Origin of the sequence: Aminobacter niigataensis (assembly GCF_946995915.1) — a bacterium.
Taxonomy (GTDB): Bacteria; Pseudomonadota; Alphaproteobacteria; order Rhizobiales; family Rhizobiaceae; genus Aminobacter; species Aminobacter niigataensis.
The window spans coordinates 1,097,725-1,113,320 of record NZ_OX341517.1 but is presented as its reverse complement, the minus strand read 5'-3'; the positions used below and the strand labels follow the sequence as shown (position 1 = coordinate 1,113,320).

12 protein-coding genes are annotated in these 15,596 nt (G+C 65.5%); 3 read left to right on the top strand and 9 right to left on the bottom strand.

The window, feature by feature from the left end:
* Positions 1–10 precede the first annotated feature (10 nt).
* The 5 genes from O1Y97_RS05245 to O1Y97_RS05225 form a co-directional block, all read right to left on the bottom strand.
* Positions 11–469 (bottom strand): TetR/AcrR family transcriptional regulator, encoded by a 459-nt coding sequence (locus O1Y97_RS05245; RefSeq protein WP_318763342.1) that lies wholly within the window; start codon positions 467–469, stop codon positions 11–13.
* On the bottom strand, positions 466–3,609 hold the full coding sequence (locus tag O1Y97_RS05240; protein WP_318763341.1) for an efflux RND transporter permease subunit: 3,144 nt from the start codon (positions 3,607–3,609) through the stop codon (positions 466–468). The genes O1Y97_RS05245 and O1Y97_RS05240 overlap by 4 nt, the downstream gene beginning before the upstream one ends.
* A gap of 12 nt (positions 3,610–3,621) precedes the next feature.
* Positions 3,622–4,839 carry an efflux RND transporter periplasmic adaptor subunit gene (locus tag O1Y97_RS05235; protein WP_318763340.1) on the bottom strand — a complete coding sequence of 406 codons (1,218 nt, stop codon included), beginning with the start codon at positions 4,837–4,839 and terminating at the stop codon, positions 3,622–3,624.
* A 79-nt stretch (positions 4,840–4,918) separates the two neighbouring features.
* On the bottom strand, positions 4,919–5,506 hold the full coding sequence (locus O1Y97_RS05230; RefSeq protein WP_108606340.1) for a TetR/AcrR family transcriptional regulator: 588 nt from the start codon (positions 5,504–5,506) through the stop codon (positions 4,919–4,921).
* A gap of 515 nt (positions 5,507–6,021) precedes the next feature.
* Complete coding sequence (locus O1Y97_RS05225; protein WP_318763339.1) at positions 6,022–7,116, bottom strand: fatty acid desaturase; 1,095 nt, start codon at positions 7,114–7,116, stop codon at positions 6,022–6,024.
* Between the two features lie 216 nt (positions 7,117–7,332).
* Here O1Y97_RS05225 and O1Y97_RS05220 point away from each other — a divergent pair, with 216 nt between their 5' ends.
* Entirely contained in the window at positions 7,333–8,598 is a 1,266-nt protein-coding gene (locus O1Y97_RS05220) for an AGE family epimerase/isomerase (RefSeq protein ID WP_318763338.1), read from the top strand.
* Positions 8,599–8,627: 29 nt separating this feature from the next.
* Here the strand turns inward: O1Y97_RS05220 and O1Y97_RS05215 are convergent, their stop codons facing one another.
* Positions 8,628–10,610, bottom strand: a complete 1,983-nt coding sequence (locus O1Y97_RS05215; protein WP_318763337.1) for an acyltransferase family protein — start codon at positions 10,608–10,610, stop codon at positions 8,628–8,630.
* 256 nt (positions 10,611–10,866) lie between these two features.
* On the opposite strand from O1Y97_RS05215, the gene O1Y97_RS05210 reads away from it, so the two are divergent.
* Together O1Y97_RS05210 and O1Y97_RS05205 are read left to right on the top strand one after the other, a co-directional pair.
* Positions 10,867–11,295: a hypothetical protein gene (locus O1Y97_RS05210; RefSeq protein ID WP_318763336.1), complete on the top strand. Its 429-nt coding sequence runs from the start codon at positions 10,867–10,869 to the stop codon at positions 11,293–11,295.
* A 169-nt stretch (positions 11,296–11,464) separates the two neighbouring features.
* The gene (locus O1Y97_RS05205; RefSeq protein WP_318763335.1) at positions 11,465–12,706 is read left to right on the top strand and encodes an MFS transporter; all 1,242 of its coding nucleotides are present in this window, start codon (positions 11,465–11,467) and stop codon (positions 12,704–12,706) included.
* A 42-nt stretch (positions 12,707–12,748) separates the two neighbouring features.
* On the opposite strand, the gene O1Y97_RS05200 is transcribed toward O1Y97_RS05205, so the two are convergent.
* Genes O1Y97_RS05200 through O1Y97_RS05190 form a run of 3 tightly spaced genes read right to left on the bottom strand, consistent with a single transcriptional unit; the run spans position 12,749 to position 15,587 of the window.
* Positions 12,749–13,471 carry a glutamine amidotransferase gene (locus O1Y97_RS05200; protein WP_318763334.1) on the bottom strand — a complete coding sequence of 241 codons (723 nt, stop codon included), beginning with the start codon at positions 13,469–13,471 and terminating at the stop codon, positions 12,749–12,751.
* A gap of 7 nt (positions 13,472–13,478) precedes the next feature.
* The gene (locus O1Y97_RS05195) at positions 13,479–13,958 is read right to left on the bottom strand and encodes a tellurite resistance TerB family protein (protein ID WP_318763333.1); all 480 of its coding nucleotides are present in this window, start codon (positions 13,956–13,958) and stop codon (positions 13,479–13,481) included.
* 48 nt (positions 13,959–14,006) lie between these two features.
* On the bottom strand, positions 14,007–15,587 hold the full coding sequence (locus O1Y97_RS05190) for a heme biosynthesis protein HemY (RefSeq protein WP_318763332.1): 1,581 nt from the start codon (positions 15,585–15,587) through the stop codon (positions 14,007–14,009).
* Between the last annotated feature and the right edge of the window lie 9 nt (positions 15,588–15,596).

Sequence of the window (15,596 nt, the reverse complement as noted above, 5' to 3'; positions counted from 1 at the left end):
GGGCATCGCCTCAACGCTCGCGCAGCACAAGCCGGTTGGCAAAGCCGCACGTCAATGCCAGCTGCGTTGTCCGCTGCCCGTTGCCAGCATGCCCCTTGCACCGGATGTCGAACCTCGAGTTGATCGTCTCGAGCAGCGCCGTGTCTTCGGCCGCCGCGACCAATGCCGCGACAGCCAGGGGGTCGACGTCATTGAGCCCGTCGCCGCCCGCTTCCCTCAGGCTCTCGTCACCGGCAGCATCGGCATAGTGCTTCAGCATCGCCCGGATCAGGTCGCCCTTGGTCGAGAAGTGATGGAGCAGCCCGCCCTTGCTGATGCCGGCCTGTCGGGCAACGGCATCCAGGGTGACCTTGCCGAAGCCGTTTTCCAGCGCGACGCAAACGGCCGCATGAAACAGGCGCTCCTTCTGTTCGAGGCGGCGCTCAAGCGCCGTCCGGCTGTTCGCCGGCTGGCTTGCGGAACCGTTCATTCCGCCGGAACCTGAGCCTCGGACGCATCCGCGCCTTCCCGCGTTTCCGCCTTCCCACGCCGCGTCAGCTTCATGACGGCGACGAAGAAGACCGGCACGAAGAACACGGCAAGCACGGTCGCCGAGATCATGCCACCCAGCACGCCCGTACCGATGGCATTCTGGCTGGCGGCACTGGCGCCGGTGGCGATGGCCATCGGCACGACGCCCAGGCTGAAGGCCAACGACGTCATGATGATCGGCCGGAAGCGCAGCTTGGCCGCCTCCACCGTCGCATCGAGCAGCGACATGCCTTCCTTTCGCAGGTCCTTGGCGAACTCGATGATCAGGATCGCGTTCTTGGCCGACAGCCCGATGATAGCGATCAGGCCGACCTTGAAGTAGACGTCGTTCGGCATGCCCATGACCATCACCGCCAGCACCGAGCCCAGCACGCCCAGCGGCACGACGAGGATCACCGACACCGGGATCGTCCAGCTCTCATAGAGTGCCGCCAGGAGCAGGAACACGAACAGGATGCTGAGCACGATCAGGGCGGGCGCCTGCGAGCCGGACTGGATTTCCTGCAGTGACTGCCCGGTCCATTCATAGCCGAAACCAGCCGGCAGTTGGTCCGCCAGACGCTCCATCTCGGTGATCGCCGCACCCGAAGAATGTCCAGGTGCCGCCTGGCCGCTGATGCGCACAGCCGGATAGCCGTTGTAGCCGACGACCTGTGCCGCACCATTCTGCCATTCGACGCTGGCAAAGGAGGACAGCGGCACCATGCCGCCATGGGCGTTGCGCACGTTGAGGTTCAACAGATCCTCGGTCTGCATGCGCCGCCCGGCATCCGACTGCACCGTCACGCGCTGCATCCTGCCGGCATTCGGGAAGTCGTTGACATAGGCCGAGCCCAGGTTGGCCGAGATCGTCGAATTGATGTCGGCGAAGGTGACGCCGAACGTGTTCGCCTTCTCGCGGTCGATCAACAGGTTGGCCTGTGCGGCATCGGGCATGCCTTCGATGCGCAGGCCGGTGATGACCTCGCTCTTCGCCGCAGCCGCCATCAACTGGTCGCGCGCAGCGGCAAGCGCCACCTGTCCGCGGCCCGACCGGTCCTGCAGGCGGAAGGTGAAGCCGTTGGAGGTGCCGAGGCCCTGGATCGGCGGTGGCGACAGGGCGAACGACACGGCATCCTTCATCTGGAACAGCGCCCGGTTCGCGCGGCCGGCGATGGCGGCCGCCGAGTTGTCGTCGTCGCGCTCGCTCCAGTCGTCCAGCGTCACGAAGGCCAGGCCGGCGTTCTGGCCGGCGCCCGAGAAGCTGAAGCCGTTGACCACCACCATGCGGTCAACCGCCTCCTCGCCCATGAAGATCGACTCGACATTCTCGGCGATCGCCCGGGTGCGGTTGCTGCTGGATTCCGGCGGGCCCTGGATGTCGACGATCAGGAAGCCCTGGTCTTCGTTGGGCAGGAATGACGTCGGCAGCTGGATGAACGACCAGCCGAGGCCCACCAGCAGCGCCAGGTAGATGACCATGAAGCGGCCCGTGCGCTTGACGATCCATCCGACGCTGGAGGTGTAGCTGCGCGTCGTCCGGTCGAAGCCGCGGTTGAACCAGCCGAAGAAACCCTTCTTCTCGTGATGGCCCTTGGCGACCGGCTTCAGGAAGCTGGCGCAGAGCGCCGGCGTGAGCGACAGCGCCAGGAAACCCGAGAACAGGATCGACACCACCATCGTCAGGCTGAACTGCCGGTAGATGACGCCGACGGCTCCCGGAAAGAACGCCATCGGCACGAACACCGCCGTCAGCACCAGCGTGATGCCGATGATCGCGCCGGAGATCTGCTTCATCGCCTTGCGTGTCGCCTCCCGTGGCGACAGCCCCTCTTCGGCCATGATGCGCTCGACGTTCTCGACCACGACGATGGCATCGTCGACGAGAATGCCGATCGCCAGCACCATGGCAAACATCGTCAAGACGTTGATCGAGAAGCCCGTCGCCAGCATCACCGCGCAGGTGCCGAGAAGCGCCACCGGCACCACCAGGGTCGGGATGACCGTGTAGCGGAAATTCTGCAGGAACAGGAACATCACCGCGAAGACGAGCAGGATCGCTTCGACGAGGGTCGTGATCACCTTCTCGATCGAAACCTTCACGAACGGCGAGGTGTCGTAAGGGATCGCGTATTCCAGGCCCTCCGGGAAATAACGCGAGAGCTCCTCCATCTGCGCCCGGACCGCCTCCGACGTCGCCAGCGCATTGCCCGTGGGCGATAGCTGCACAGCGATCGCCGCGCTCGGATTGCCGTTCAATCTGGTCGAGAAGTTATAGTTTTCCGCGCCGACCTCGATGCGCGCCACGTCGGACAGCCGCACCGACGAACCGTCGGGATTTGCGCGCAGCACGATCGAGCCGAACTCTTCGGCGGAGGTGAGCTGGCCCTTCACCAGCACGGTGGCCGAGATCTGCTGCGTGATCGGGTTCGGGTCGGCGCCGATGCGGCCGGCGGCAACCTGCGCGTTCTGGGAACGGATCGCGTTGGTGATGTCGTCCGACGTCAGGTTCAGGCCGACCATCTTGTCGGGATCGATCCAGATGCGCATGGCGCGCTGCGTCGCAAACAGCTGCGCCCGGCCGACGCCGTCGATGCGGCGGATTTCGCTGAGCACGTTGCGGCTCAGATAGTCGCCGAGGCCGACGACGTCGAGCGAGCCGTCCGTCGAAGTCAGCGCCACCATCATCAGGAAGCCGCTTCCGGCCTCCTCGATGCGGATACCGACCTGCTTGACCACCTGCGGCAGCCGCGGCTCTACGCGGCGAACCGCGTTCTGGATGTCGATCGAGGCCTGGCCGCTGTCGGTGCCCGGTGCAAAGGTCGCGGTGATGCTGACCATGCCGGAGGAATCAGACGTCGATTCGAAATAGAGCAGGCCGGGGACGCCGTTCAGTTCTTCCTCGATAGGCCGGGTGACGCTCTGGTAGATGTCTTCGGGCGCGGCACCGGCATAGGTGGCGCTGATCGAGACCTGTGGCGGCGCCACGTTCGGATATTGCGCGACCGGCAGGAACGGGATGGCGATGGCGCCGGCGAGCATGATGAAGATCGCCACGACCCATGCGAAGATGGGTCGATCGATGAAAAACTGGGGCATCTCTGATGTTCCTTAGCCGGCCTTGGGCTCGCTGGCGGGCGTAGCCGCGCCGCTGCTGCCGGTTGCTGACGTCTTGTCCTTGGGCTTCCAAGCCTGGGCGGCGACCGCAGCGCCGGGCCTGACCTTCTGGAACCCTTCGACGACGACCTTGTCGCCCGCCTTGAGGCCTTCTTCGACGACCCAGCGGTCGCCGACCACGCGTCCGACCCGGACCGGGCGAAGCTCGGCCACGTTCTTGTCGTTGACCACATAGACCTGCGAGCCGCCCCCCGAATCGCGCTGGATCGCCTGCTGCGGGACTGCGACGGCGTTCTGCTGGATTCCCTGCTCGATCAGCACGCGCACATACATGCCCGGCAGCAAGTCGCCCTCGGGGTTGGGGAACTCACCGCGAAGCGTCACCTGCCCGGTCGTGGCGTCGACCGCGGCTTCCAGGAACAGGAGCTTGCCCGGATGCGCATATTCGCTGCCGTCGTCGAGCCTAAGCATGACGCCTGCCGCGCCTTCCTCGGCATTCGTCAGCGCGCCGTTTTCGAGCGCGCGCCGCAGCCTGAGAAGCTCGTTCGCCGACTGGGTGAAGTCGGCATAGACAGGGTCGATCTGCTGGATTGTCGCCAGGCTTTCGGGGCCATTGGCGCTGACCAGCGCACCCTCGGTGACCATGGCGCGACCGATGCGCCCGGAGATCGGCGCCGTGATTTCGGCATAGTCGAGATTGAGCTGCGCCGTCGCAAGCCCGGCGGTGGCGATCGCCACGTCGGCATCGGCCTGCGCAAGGGCGGCAACGGCGTTGTCGAGCTGCTGGCCGCTGGAGACGTTACGCTCGCGCAGTTCGCTCTGGCGCTGGGACTGCTGGCGTGCCTGGAGCTGGACCGCCTGCGCACGCTGCAGTGTCGCTTCGGCGCTCGCAACCTGCGCCTGGAACAGCGCCGGGTCGATGCGGTAGAGCACGTCGCCCTCCTTCACCAGGCTGCCCTGTTCGAAGACGCGTTCCAGCACGATGCCCGAGACGCGCGGCCGCACCTCGGCGATGCGGGTTGGGGCAATGCGCCCCGGCAGTTCGTTGAGGATCGGCAGTGCCTCGGGCACCACCTCGATCACGCTCACCGGCGATGGCGGGGGTGCCGACGGTTTTGCCTCGGCTGAACCGTTGGCATCGCTGCATCCGGAGACGAGTGCGAGCAGGCCAACAGCCGCGGCAAGTTTGAGCGGCAAAGCGGGTATACGCATGGGAAAATCCAGAAAAGGTTGACGATTGCCGGAACGGCGAGCGAGGGCTTCGATAATGGGGTGGCTTGGCGGCGGGCGATCAATCGCCTGATGGAGCTCTGGGGCCTTTGGATCTCAGATGCTCGGCGTCGATCAGCCAGCCTATGTCGCGCAGGATGTCCGCGCGTTCGGCATCCGACCAGGGATGCAGATTATGCATTTCGAGGCGCTTGAGGCCTTCGAGTGCCAGAAGCGCAAGAATGGCGCCGCGCGGGTTGTCCGCGGTTTCCGTGACCGAGGCGATCATCCGTGCATAGACCGCTTCGATGATGCCGCGCGATTCGGCGTCCTGGGCGAGAGCGGAAACCAGATTTACCGCCACGGCGCGGGCATGGTCGCGCGGTCGCTCGGCCGCCGCCGCGACGAGGCCGTTGATCGCCGGGCTCGGAACCGGTCCAAGTTCCACCGTCGCCGCCTGGACCCGCTGTTCCTCGTTCTCGACGCGCCGCCGTATGACGGCATTGATGAGCTGCTGCTTGGATTTATAGTCGTAGACGACGCTGGCCTTGCTGATCCCGGCCTCGGTCGCGACTGCGTCCAGCGTCAGGTGTGCAGCGCCATCGCGCACGACCACGAGTTCCGCCGCATCCAGAATGTCGCTCTGCTCGATTACCCTGGGACGGGCCATATGTTCACGCCTACACTGCTTGCAACAATTACCGAACAGTTGGTCGGTAACGGATAATAGGTGCGGTGCAGCGATAACTTCAATTCACCAATACGTGTACCGGAGCGGTCACGCCCCTTACCCTGCCATGTTCGCAGATACTCGTGTGGCATCGATTTGCCGGCAGGCTCAGCCTCGGCGGAGCCCCGACGCCCCGTCCGTCTGCGATGAAGCTTTCCTTCAACGGGAAGCCCCGAAAGCGGGCATTACACACCTCTTTCGGTATGCGCCGGCTCAGCATCGATAGTCGAAGAAGGCGCGGGAAAGGGCCGTCTCGCAGTCCCTGCCCGCAGCCTTGTTTGCCCCTGGAAATGCGAGGCAGACTGACCCAGAGCCGGCGGCCTTCCATCACGGCATTGTGTTCCGCCGTTTCGACCGCCCAGCAGGCTTGCTGGCGCTCGATCCGAGACGACCTTCGCCGAGACCGCCGCGCTCCGGCGCAGTCGGTTGTCGCAGAGATGGAAGCTATTGCTTGGCTACGCCCGCGCGTCGGCGAACGTCACCAGCCGGCGGCGGTCTTCGCACCAGAGCGCGAGGTTGATGCAGGCAACGCTCTTCCCGAAGGTCAGCTTGACGCTCTGGCTGGCGTCGCGCAGTTCCGCGTTGCTGTCGAAGCAGGCCTGCAGGCGATAGAACGGCACGCGGCTGCACAAATGGTGGATGTGATGCAGGCCGATCGAGCCGGTGACCCACTGGGCCACAGCGGGCAAGGCATACCAAGAGCTGCCGCCGAAGGCAGCGACATGCAGGTCCCAGGCCTCGCCGGCATCCCAGCGCGTCTCTTCGAACTGATGCTGGACGTAGAACAGCCAGCCGCCGGCCCAGGCACCCATCACCACGACAGGCAGGACCGCCAGCATCACCGCCCAGCCGGCCAGGAGAACGAGCCCGCCATAGACAAGCACCAGCGCCACATTGAGGCCGCCGGCGCTACGCCATGCCTCGACGCGCGGAATGGCATCGTTGTAGGGCAGCCGGTGCATGATCAGGAAGTAGATCGGCACGCCGATCACGATCAGGATGATCGGATTGCGATAGATGCGGTACATCAGCCGCTGGCCGGTGGTCATCGCCTCGTATTCGGCAACCGTGCGGGTATCGATATCGCCGATGCCGCGCTTGTCGAGATTGCCCGACGAGCCGTGATGGACGGCATGGGCCTTCTGCCACAGCGTATAAGGCGTGAAGGTGAAGACGCTCAGCACCCGCCCGATGATGCGGTTTGCCTCGCGCGAACTGGTGAACGAGCCGTGGCCGCAATCGTGCTGGATCGCAAACAGCCGGACCAGGAAGGCCGCACATACCGGCGCCAGCAGCGCCAGCAGCAGCCAGCGGCAGGCGCCGAGCAGCGGCTCGGCATAGGCGGCGAGCCAGACAAGTACCGCCCCCATCGCCAGGAATGGCACCAGCGTCACAGCCAGTTCGAACGCCGCGCGGCGGTCGTCTGGGTCGCGAAAGCGATTGCAATGCGAGGCAAGCCGGCGAACAAGGGCCTTTTCAGCCGCGTGTTCACTTGCAGCCACAGCCCCGGTGGGCTGGCCGTCCGCCTTGGACGACATCAATTTCGTCATTTAGTCCCCGAAATCTCGCTGCCAACTCGGTCAAGCGCGCCATTTGTCCATAATGCGCGGCAAGCGCCGTGACTAGTGGGTCCACCGTGGCATATTGGCTAAATACAGTGCTGTTGCACCGCTGCACGTAAATCATGGCGTTTTCCTGTTGAGTGCGGCGGCCATTACGTCTTAGGTCGCGGAAATCACGCCATCGGCTGCAGGGGAACGCCATCCATGACTTCTTTGGAAATTTCCACCGGCTCGGCCAGATGGACCACGCTCGCCAGCCACCGCCTGTGGCTCTTGCAGCAGGCCGACGCACTGTTCTCCTTCTTCGAGCGCGAAAGCCTCAATCCGCTCGGCGGTTTCCACGACCTCGACGACCAGGGCCGCCCGATGGCGCCTGGCGCCGTTCCGGGCAAGTTCGCCGGTCGCCAGATCCATGTCGCCACGCGCATGGTGCATTGCTTTTCGATCGCCCATTTGCTCGGCCGGCCGGGCGCCGACACACTTGTCGACCACGGCATGGCGTTCCTCTGGAACGGCCATCGCGATGCCACCAATGGCGGCTATTTCTGGGGTGTCGGCTATGACGGCCCGACCAACGACACCAAGCAGGCCTATGGCCACGCCTTCGTGCTGCTTGCCGCCGCGAGCGCCAAGGTCGCCGGCCACCCCGATGCCGACCGCCTGCTGACCGACATCTCGACCGTCCTGTCCGAAAAATTCTGGGAAGACAGCCATGGCGCCGTGGCCGAAGAATTCACCCGCGACTGGAAACCTTTCGACAGCTACCGCGGCCAGAACTCCAACATGCACCTGACCGAGGCGCTGATGGCCGCCTTCGAGGCGACCGGCGACAGCAATTACCTGTCGATGGCCGAGCGCATCGCCGACCTGATCATCCGCCGCCATTCTGCCGCTGCCGGCTGGCGCCTGCCCGAGCACTTCACCCTGGATTGGAAGCTCGACCGCGACTATTCCGGCGACCCGATGTTCCGCCCCTACGGCACCACGCCGGGCCATTCGCTGGAATGGGCACGGCTCCTGCTGCAGCTCTGGGAACTCGGCGGCCGCAAGCTTGACTGGCTGCCCGATGCAGCCAGGAACCTGTTCGGCCAGGCAACGGCGGATGGCTGGGACACAGCCAGGGGCGGCTTCTACTACACGCTCGAATGGGACGGCTCGGCTCGGATCAAGGATCGCTACTGGTGGCCATGCTGCGAGGCCATCGGTGCGGCCTCCATGCTCAACGCCATCGATGGCAATCAGGCTTACGAGGACTGGTATCGTCGCATCTGGAGCTTCTGCGCCACCCGCTTCATCGACCGCCGCAACGGCGGCTGGCACGCCCAGCTCGACGACGAGCTCAAGCCCAATGCCGGCCCCTTCTATGGCAAGCCCGATATCTACCACGCGCTCCAGGCCTGCCTGATCCCGCTATTGCCGACCACCGGCAGCATCACCCGCGGCCTCAGCACGGTCGGCATCCAGCTCTAGCAATTCGGGCGCGCGATTGACGGCGGCGCTCACGGCCAACGCGCCGCAACCTGGTTGCCGAAGATCGCGCGCTGCATGGAGCCTGCCAGCGTCGCCGCGTAGGGAGTGGCGATGTGGTGCCGGTCGCGGAACGTCAGCTTGCCGCCGATCATCGCCGGGCATGTCGTCTCGTTGCAGAACAGTTCGGTGAGGTCGACATATCTCACACCAGGCAGCCTTGACGTCGCGGCCTGTTCGGTCTCCGATACCCGCTCGTCGATCGCCTGGTTTCGCGGCGTATCGCACACCGCGGCACTCCGGCCCTGCCACAATGAACGGGCGACGCAGCGATCAAGATACGACTTGTGCACCGGAACGTCCCTGAGCAGCACGACCTCGGCGCCTGTCTCGCTCAGCGCTGCCAGTGAGGTCCTCAGGCCATTGGCCCAGACGTCGCGCGTGACCAGGTGATCCAGGTCGCCGTTCACGTCGTTCTCGACATAGCTGTACGAAAACTGCGCAACGATCACGGCGTCGGGTTTCAGATCGGCGATTTCCTTCATCGCCGATTTCCGCCACGCATCGCATTCCCCATAGGCCCGCATCAGGCGCACGTTCCATGTCGGCACCGCGGCGACCGAGCAGGAGGATTTCAGATAGGTCACCACGCGCCAGTTGTTCGCCTCGGCGATCTTCGCCAGCGGCGTCGACCAGTGGTCGGCGTGTGAATCGCCGAAAAGCACGATCGTCTTTCGCGGCTGCGATGCCCCGAGGCTGCAGCTGCGCGGCTCGGTCTGCTCCAGGCTGGCGACGCACGCGGTGTCGATCTGGCGCGCCGACGACGAGCGCGCGGCACTTTCCGCGATGAGCCTCTGGTCTGGATCGACGCTTCGAGCCGCCAATTGGGCAGCGCCATAGGACAACGTTACGCCAAGCGACGTCAGCAGGGCCGCAAGCCCCAGCGAGCGCGCCGAACCGGCCGAAAGCCAGCCGCTCAGCCGCACCGGATTCTCGACGAAACGATAGCTGAGAACGGACAAGCCAACCGTCACCAGCAGGCACGCCAGCCGGCCGCCGAGCGTAAGGTCGGGCCACAGGATTGTCGCATAGACGATCACCGGCCAGTGCCAAAGGTAGAGCGAATAGGAGAGCTTGCCGGTCCACTGGAAGGGCGCGAGCGACAGCAGCGCCGCCGGCCCGACGGCGCTTTGGCGCGCGCCCGAAAGCAGCAACATGGCCGTGCCGATCACCGGCAGCAGTGCAAGGAAGCCCGGGAACGGATCGGCCTCCGAGACAGTCAGATAGGTTGCCCCGATCAGCGCGAGGCCGGCCCAGCCCATGACAGGCGCGAAGCGGAAGCCCGACGCCCAGCGCTCGGCGACCGTTAGCGACACCAGCCCGCCGACGGCGAATTCCCAGGCCCGCAACGGCGAGAAATAGAAGGCCCAGGGTTGCGACACCGTGGTCATCCAGGCGCAGGCGGCAAACGACGCCACCGCCGCGACGCCGAGGAAAACGGCCACGCCCCTTTCGCCCGGCCGGAACCGCGCCACCAGCAGCAGGAACGCCGGCCACAGCAGGTAGAATTGTTCCTCGACCGACAACGACCAGAAATGCAGGAACGGGTTGTTCGCCGTGTCGGCCGCGAAATAGTCGAACGACCACCTGAGCAGCCAGAGATTGATGACGTAGCTCGAGGCGAACAAAGCGCCCTTGGCGTAGAGCTGCTGCTCCGACGGTGCCAGGATGAAATAGCCCACCACCAGCGTAGCCACGATCACCAGCAGCGATGCCGGCAGCAGCCGGCGCGCGCGGCGTCCGTAGAAGCGCCAGAGGTCGACCGTGCCGCTGCGGCCGATCTCCTGCATCAGGTGCCTGGTGATCAGGAAACCCGAGATGACGAAGAAGATATCGACGCCGATGAAGCCGCCGGGCAGGTTCGACATGCCGAAATGGAACGCCACCACGCCGCCCACGGCGATGGCGCGCAGGCCCTCGATGTCGGGCCGGAACGTCGACGCGGCTGCGCTCATGAGTTGGCGGGGATGAGGCTGCTGGACATGCGGGCAGGATCGGCGACGCAGTCCGGCAGGACAACTCAAACTATGTTGCAATGCAATATGATCGCTTCGGCACGATCTGCCGCAACGCCATGGAAACGAACGCGCTGCGGCGCCTGCCGCCCATAACATCGAGCCTGACTTTTCTTGCCGGGCCTCTTTGGACGGAACCGATACCGCTCCGGCCGGTTAACCCGGCGCGAAGGGGTGAAAATCGAAGAGGTAGAAGATGAGACATTCACTCGCCATCGCGGTCCTGCTTGCGTCCACCGCTCTCGCAACGCCCGCCTTTGCCGGTGGCGCGGCCAGCACGGAAGCCCGCTCCGTGGACACCTCCACCACGGCGAGCACCGGCGCCAAGGCTGATCTCGGCACAGTCCTGTCGGCCATCCAGGCCAGCAGGAACACCGCGACCGCCATCCAGGCCATGACCAGGGTCGGCGCGGTCAACATCGTCAAGCTGTCGCCCACCGGCGACGACAAGCAGGCGCTGGACAAGGCCGTCGGCGACAATCAGGCCGACATCACCGGCGTGCAGGCTGCGATCATGGCCAACAAAGCGCTGAAGACGAAGCTCGACGCCGAAACGATCGACACCTCGGCCATCGTCGCAGCCAGCATCGAGGCCGACGGCTCGGTCACGGTCTTTGTGAGATAGCCTCACATCGGCCGCGCAGCGTGGTCCGGCGGCTTGAAGCGCCGGACCACGCTGGCACCCTTGCCGAAAAGCTTGATCCAGCGGCACAATATCGCCCGCCCGGCGCCGATCTGCGCTATGGCACCTCCGCCGGGGCGATCTGACCCGGCGTCGAAACCCGCCGGACCACATGACAGCCCATCCCGCAACCGCGCCAGAACAACGCTTCGCCGCATTTCGCCATAGCGCGTTCTCGCGTTTCTGGATCGCGCGTTTCCTCGCCACCTTCTCCACCCAGATCGTCTCCGTCGGCGTCGGCTGGCAGATCTACGACCTGACACGAAATCCCTTCGACCTCGGCCTCGTTGGCGTCATCCAGTTCGCGCCGGCCTTGCTGCTGGTGCTCGTCACTGGCGTCGTCGCCGACCGCTTCGGCCGCCGGCTCATCATGGCGCTGGCGGCGCTCGTCGAGACCGCGTGCGCAGCAGCCCTCCTGATCCTCACCGTCCACGGCCTCGCCGGTCCGCTGCCGATCTTCACCGTGCTCGCCGTCTTCGGCATTGCCCGCGCCTTTTTCGGACCTGCGTCGGCCTCGCTGGTCGCCAACCTGGTTCCGACCGAGGATTTCGCCAACGCGGTCGCCTGGAACTCGTCCGCCTGGCAGACCGCCACCATCGTCGGGCCGGTCGCGGGCGGCCTGCTCTATGGTGTCTCGCCCGAAGCGGCCTATGGCGCGGCCACCGCGATCATGCTCGCCTCGGCGGTGCTGATCTTTTCGATCCCGAAGCCGGCACAGCGCAGCGAAACGGACGCGTCGACCGCCGAAACGCTATTCGCCGGCTTCCGCTACATCTGGGGCGAAAAGATCGTACTCGGCGCCATCTCGCTCGACCTGTTCGCCGTGCTTCTGTCGGGCGCCGTCGCGCTCCTGCCGGTCTATGCGCGCGACATCCTCGAACTCGGGCCATGGGGCCTTGGCATGCTGCGCGCTGCTCCCGGCGTCGGCGCCATCCTCGTTGCCGTCTGGCTTGCCGGCCATCCGATCCGCGACCATGCCGGCCTCGTGATGTTCGTCTTCGTCGCTTTGTTCGGCGTCGTCACGGCAATATTCAGCGTCTCGACCATTCCCTGGCTGTCGATCACCGCCCTTGCCCTGATCGGGGCGACCGACATGGTCAGCGTCTACATCCGCGAGACGCTGATCCAGCTGTGGACACCGGATCGTGTCCGCGGCCGCGTCAACGCCGTCAACGGCGTCTTCGTCGGCGCGTCGAACGAACTCGGCGAATTCCGCGCCGGCACGATGGCCGCCCTGATCGGAACCGTGCCGGCCGTCGTTTTCGGCGGCATCGGCGCCGTCGCCGTCGCCGGCATCTGGGCGTGGACCTTCCCGCAGCTGCGCAAGGTCAGGCGCCTGGATGGAAGGGTTTGACGAGGGAGTAAGGCAATAGGCAATATGCGAACCCTTACTCCCCTACTGCCTTACTGCCCTGCCATCCCCCCGGCCAAATATCGTAACCAGAAACTCGTCGAGCCAGCGCTTGAGGTGCATGTCCCAGATCAGCCGGCCGCCGAGATGGTCGCGTCCGGGCTGTGCGCCGGGCAGGACGAAGCGTTCTGCGCCACGCACCACCCAGCGCTGCATCATCACGCGCGTCAGCTCGGCGTGGAACTGGATGCCCCAGGCATTGTCGCCATAACGGAAAGCCTGGTTGGGATACGTGTCCGAAGAAGCCAGCAGAACGGCGTCTTTCGGTAGAGAAAAGCCCTCGCGATGGAACTGGTAGACCATTTCGGGCCAGTGCATCAGCTTGCGGCCCTCTTCGGTCGCCTTGATCGGATACCAGCCGATCTCCACCAGCCCGTCGCCATGGCCCTCGACCTTGCCGCCGAGATGGTTGACCAGCATCTGTGCGCCAAGGCAGATGCCGAGGAACGGCCGGTTCTCCTTGAGCGGCACGGTCAGCCAGTCGGTCTCGGGGCGCACGAACTCGTCGTGATCGTTGGCGCTCATCGGCCCGCCGAACACCACCGCCCCGGCGTGCCCGTCGAGCGTACCGGGAAGCTGGTCGCCCAGCGGTGGCCGGCGGATATCGAGGTCGAAACCGTTCTCGATCAGCACATGGCCGACACGGCCGGCGCTGGAATGCTCCTGATGCAGGACAACCAGGATCTTCGCTCTCGCCTTGCCCGGCATCGAGCGCCTATTCGTCCGCTTCGGGTCCGACGGAACGCTGCGCCTTCTGCGCCGCCTTGCGCTTGGCCTCGATGCGATCGCGGCTTTCGACGCCGATCAGTTCGGCGATGCGCCAGATGGTGTTGTCCTCCATCTCGTGCAGCTCGCCATCGGCATAAACGATCTCCCACATCATGCCGATGAAGTCCTTGCGCGCCTCGTCGTCCAGGCTGCGCTTGAGCACGCTGGTGAAGGCGTAGAGATCGATCGCCTCGTTGTCGGCCTGCTCGCCGGCCTTCGCCAGCCGGTCGAGTTCGCCACCCGAAATGCCGTAGCTCTTGGCCAGCAGCTGCTTGACGCGCTCCCATTCGACGTCCTGCCGGTCGCCGTCTGCGTCCATGACGTGATACATCAGCGCCGCTGCGGCGACGCGCGGGTCGTCCTCGCTCGATTGCCTCGTGCCCGCCGACGGCAGATCCTTCAGAAACGAAATCATGCGCTCGAACATTGGCGAATCCTGTTTGGGGCCAAGCCTAGATTTAGGGTTGGCCGATAATCAAAACAAACGGAAACGCCGCTGGGCGTTTTCCCGTTCCACCTCGGGGTCGACACCCGGGTCGTCGGGAAGCCGGATCGGCTCTGCCTTGTCCTCGTCCACCACCCCGGCGACACCATCCGGCGTCGGCGGAACGACTTTTGCCGTGGCTGTCTCAGTCGCCTTTTCCGGCATCACCTCGACGTCGCTTTCCACCTCAACGATGTCATCGCCGGCGGGCTGTGCGGCCCGGATCGCCGGGATCGCCACGCGTGCTTCCGGCTCCTCGTCTTGCTGTTCGATGAGATGGCCGAGACGCTCCTCAGGCGCCTTCCATTCGAAGGCGTCAAGCCTGCCGGTCACCGGCGAGAACGGCGCCCAGCGCTCGGAAACGACGCCGTCGGCGACCCATGCCGGGTCGCGCGGCGCCCGCACCGCCTTGGCGAGCCACTGTCGCACCTTGCCCTGGTTGCCGGTTTCCGCTTCTTCGATGTCGGCAAGCAGCAGGTAGGCGCCCTCGCGCGGCTGCATCCGGGCCGCCGCCTCGGCCTCGGCGCGTGCCAGCGCATAATCCTGTGCCTCCAGCGCCGCCCGCGCCACGGCAAGCGAGGATTCAGGGTGGTTCTGCTTCAGCGATTGCAGCTTCTTGGCCCGTGCCAGCCGGTCGAGCACCGCATCGCCGGGTCGGCCATGAACATAGAGTTCGGCGACATCTGGCAGCGGTTCGGCCTTCCACGCGCCTTCCAGCGCTTTCGAGCCCTTACGCACGTCGTTCTGGCGGAACAGCGCCTTGGCAGCGATGATGGCCGCCGGGCCGAACTCCGGCCGCAGCCGGTTGGCTTCCAGCGCTGCGGTGCGCGCCGTGTTGAAGTCGCTCTCGAACAGCGACATCGCCTTGGCCGTCAGCAGGACCGAGCGGCGGTTGTTGGCGACGTCGCGCTCGATCTGCCGCGTCGACTTCTGCGCATCGACCAGCGCCAGGGCGCCATCCCAGTCACCGCGCTCGGCCTTTTCCTCCAGCGTCGAATCCGCCGCCCAGGCGAGCTGTGGCGCAAGGCCTGCGGCGCGCCCGGCATAGTGGCGGGCGGCCGAGCGATCGCCGAGCCGTTCGGCCTCGAGATAGAGCCCGCGCAGGCCGAGCAGCCGCATCTCGGGATCGTCAAGCATGGCCTCGAATTTCTGCCGCGCGCCGTCATGGTCGCCTTCGAGCAGTGCCGCCTGGGCATCGAGCAGCTGGATCAGCGGCTCCTGGTCGGAGCGGATCAGCTTTGCCGCTTCCTTGTTCTTCTTGCGCGCGAGCGCCGCATCGCCGGCACCGGCTGCGATCATGCCGGTCGACAGGGCCTGGTAGCCACGGTCGCGGCGGCGGGCGCGGAAATGCCGGGCGATGGCATAGGGGCTGTTCCACAGCGACTTGGTCAGCCACCACGACAACATCACCGCAACCACGATGGCCGTCACGGCCACCGCAGCCACCATCAGGCTGACCTGGTACTGGTAGCCGCCGAAGGTCACCACCATGTCGCCCGGGCGATCCGCCAGCCAGGCAAAACCGAGCCCGAGCCCAAAGACGACGGCGAGGAAGAACAGGATGCGTATCATCTGATGTTC

What these genes read in the sequence shown, in the direction of transcription:
- O1Y97_RS05245 (WP_318763342.1), bottom strand. Translation starts at nt 469, where the DNA reads ATGAACGGTTCCGCAAGCCAGCCGGCGAACAGCCGGACGGCGCTTGAG.
- O1Y97_RS05240 (WP_318763341.1), bottom strand. Translation starts at nt 3,609, where the DNA reads ATGCCCCAGTTTTTCATCGATCGACCCATCTTCGCATGGGTCGTGGCG.
- O1Y97_RS05235 (WP_318763340.1), bottom strand. Translation starts at nt 4,839, where the DNA reads ATGCGTATACCCGCTTTGCCGCTCAAACTTGCCGCGGCTGTTGGCCTG.
- O1Y97_RS05230 (WP_108606340.1), bottom strand. Translation starts at nt 5,506, where the DNA reads ATGGCCCGTCCCAGGGTAATCGAGCAGAGCGACATTCTGGATGCGGCG.
- O1Y97_RS05225 (WP_318763339.1), bottom strand. Translation starts at nt 7,116, where the DNA reads ATGACGAAATTGATGTCGTCCAAGGCGGACGGCCAGCCCACCGGGGCT.
- O1Y97_RS05220 (WP_318763338.1), top strand. Translation starts at nt 7,333, where the DNA reads ATGACTTCTTTGGAAATTTCCACCGGCTCGGCCAGATGGACCACGCTC.
- O1Y97_RS05215 (WP_318763337.1), bottom strand. Translation starts at nt 10,610, where the DNA reads ATGAGCGCAGCCGCGTCGACGTTCCGGCCCGACATCGAGGGCCTGCGC.
- O1Y97_RS05210 (WP_318763336.1), top strand. Translation starts at nt 10,867, where the DNA reads ATGAGACATTCACTCGCCATCGCGGTCCTGCTTGCGTCCACCGCTCTC.
- O1Y97_RS05205 (WP_318763335.1), top strand. Translation starts at nt 11,465, where the DNA reads ATGACAGCCCATCCCGCAACCGCGCCAGAACAACGCTTCGCCGCATTT.
- O1Y97_RS05200 (WP_318763334.1), bottom strand. Translation starts at nt 13,471, where the DNA reads ATGCCGGGCAAGGCGAGAGCGAAGATCCTGGTTGTCCTGCATCAGGAG.
- O1Y97_RS05195 (WP_318763333.1), bottom strand. Translation starts at nt 13,958, where the DNA reads ATGTTCGAGCGCATGATTTCGTTTCTGAAGGATCTGCCGTCGGCGGGC.
- O1Y97_RS05190 (WP_318763332.1), bottom strand. Translation starts at nt 15,587, where the DNA reads ATGATACGCATCCTGTTCTTCCTCGCCGTCGTCTTTGGGCTCGGGCTC.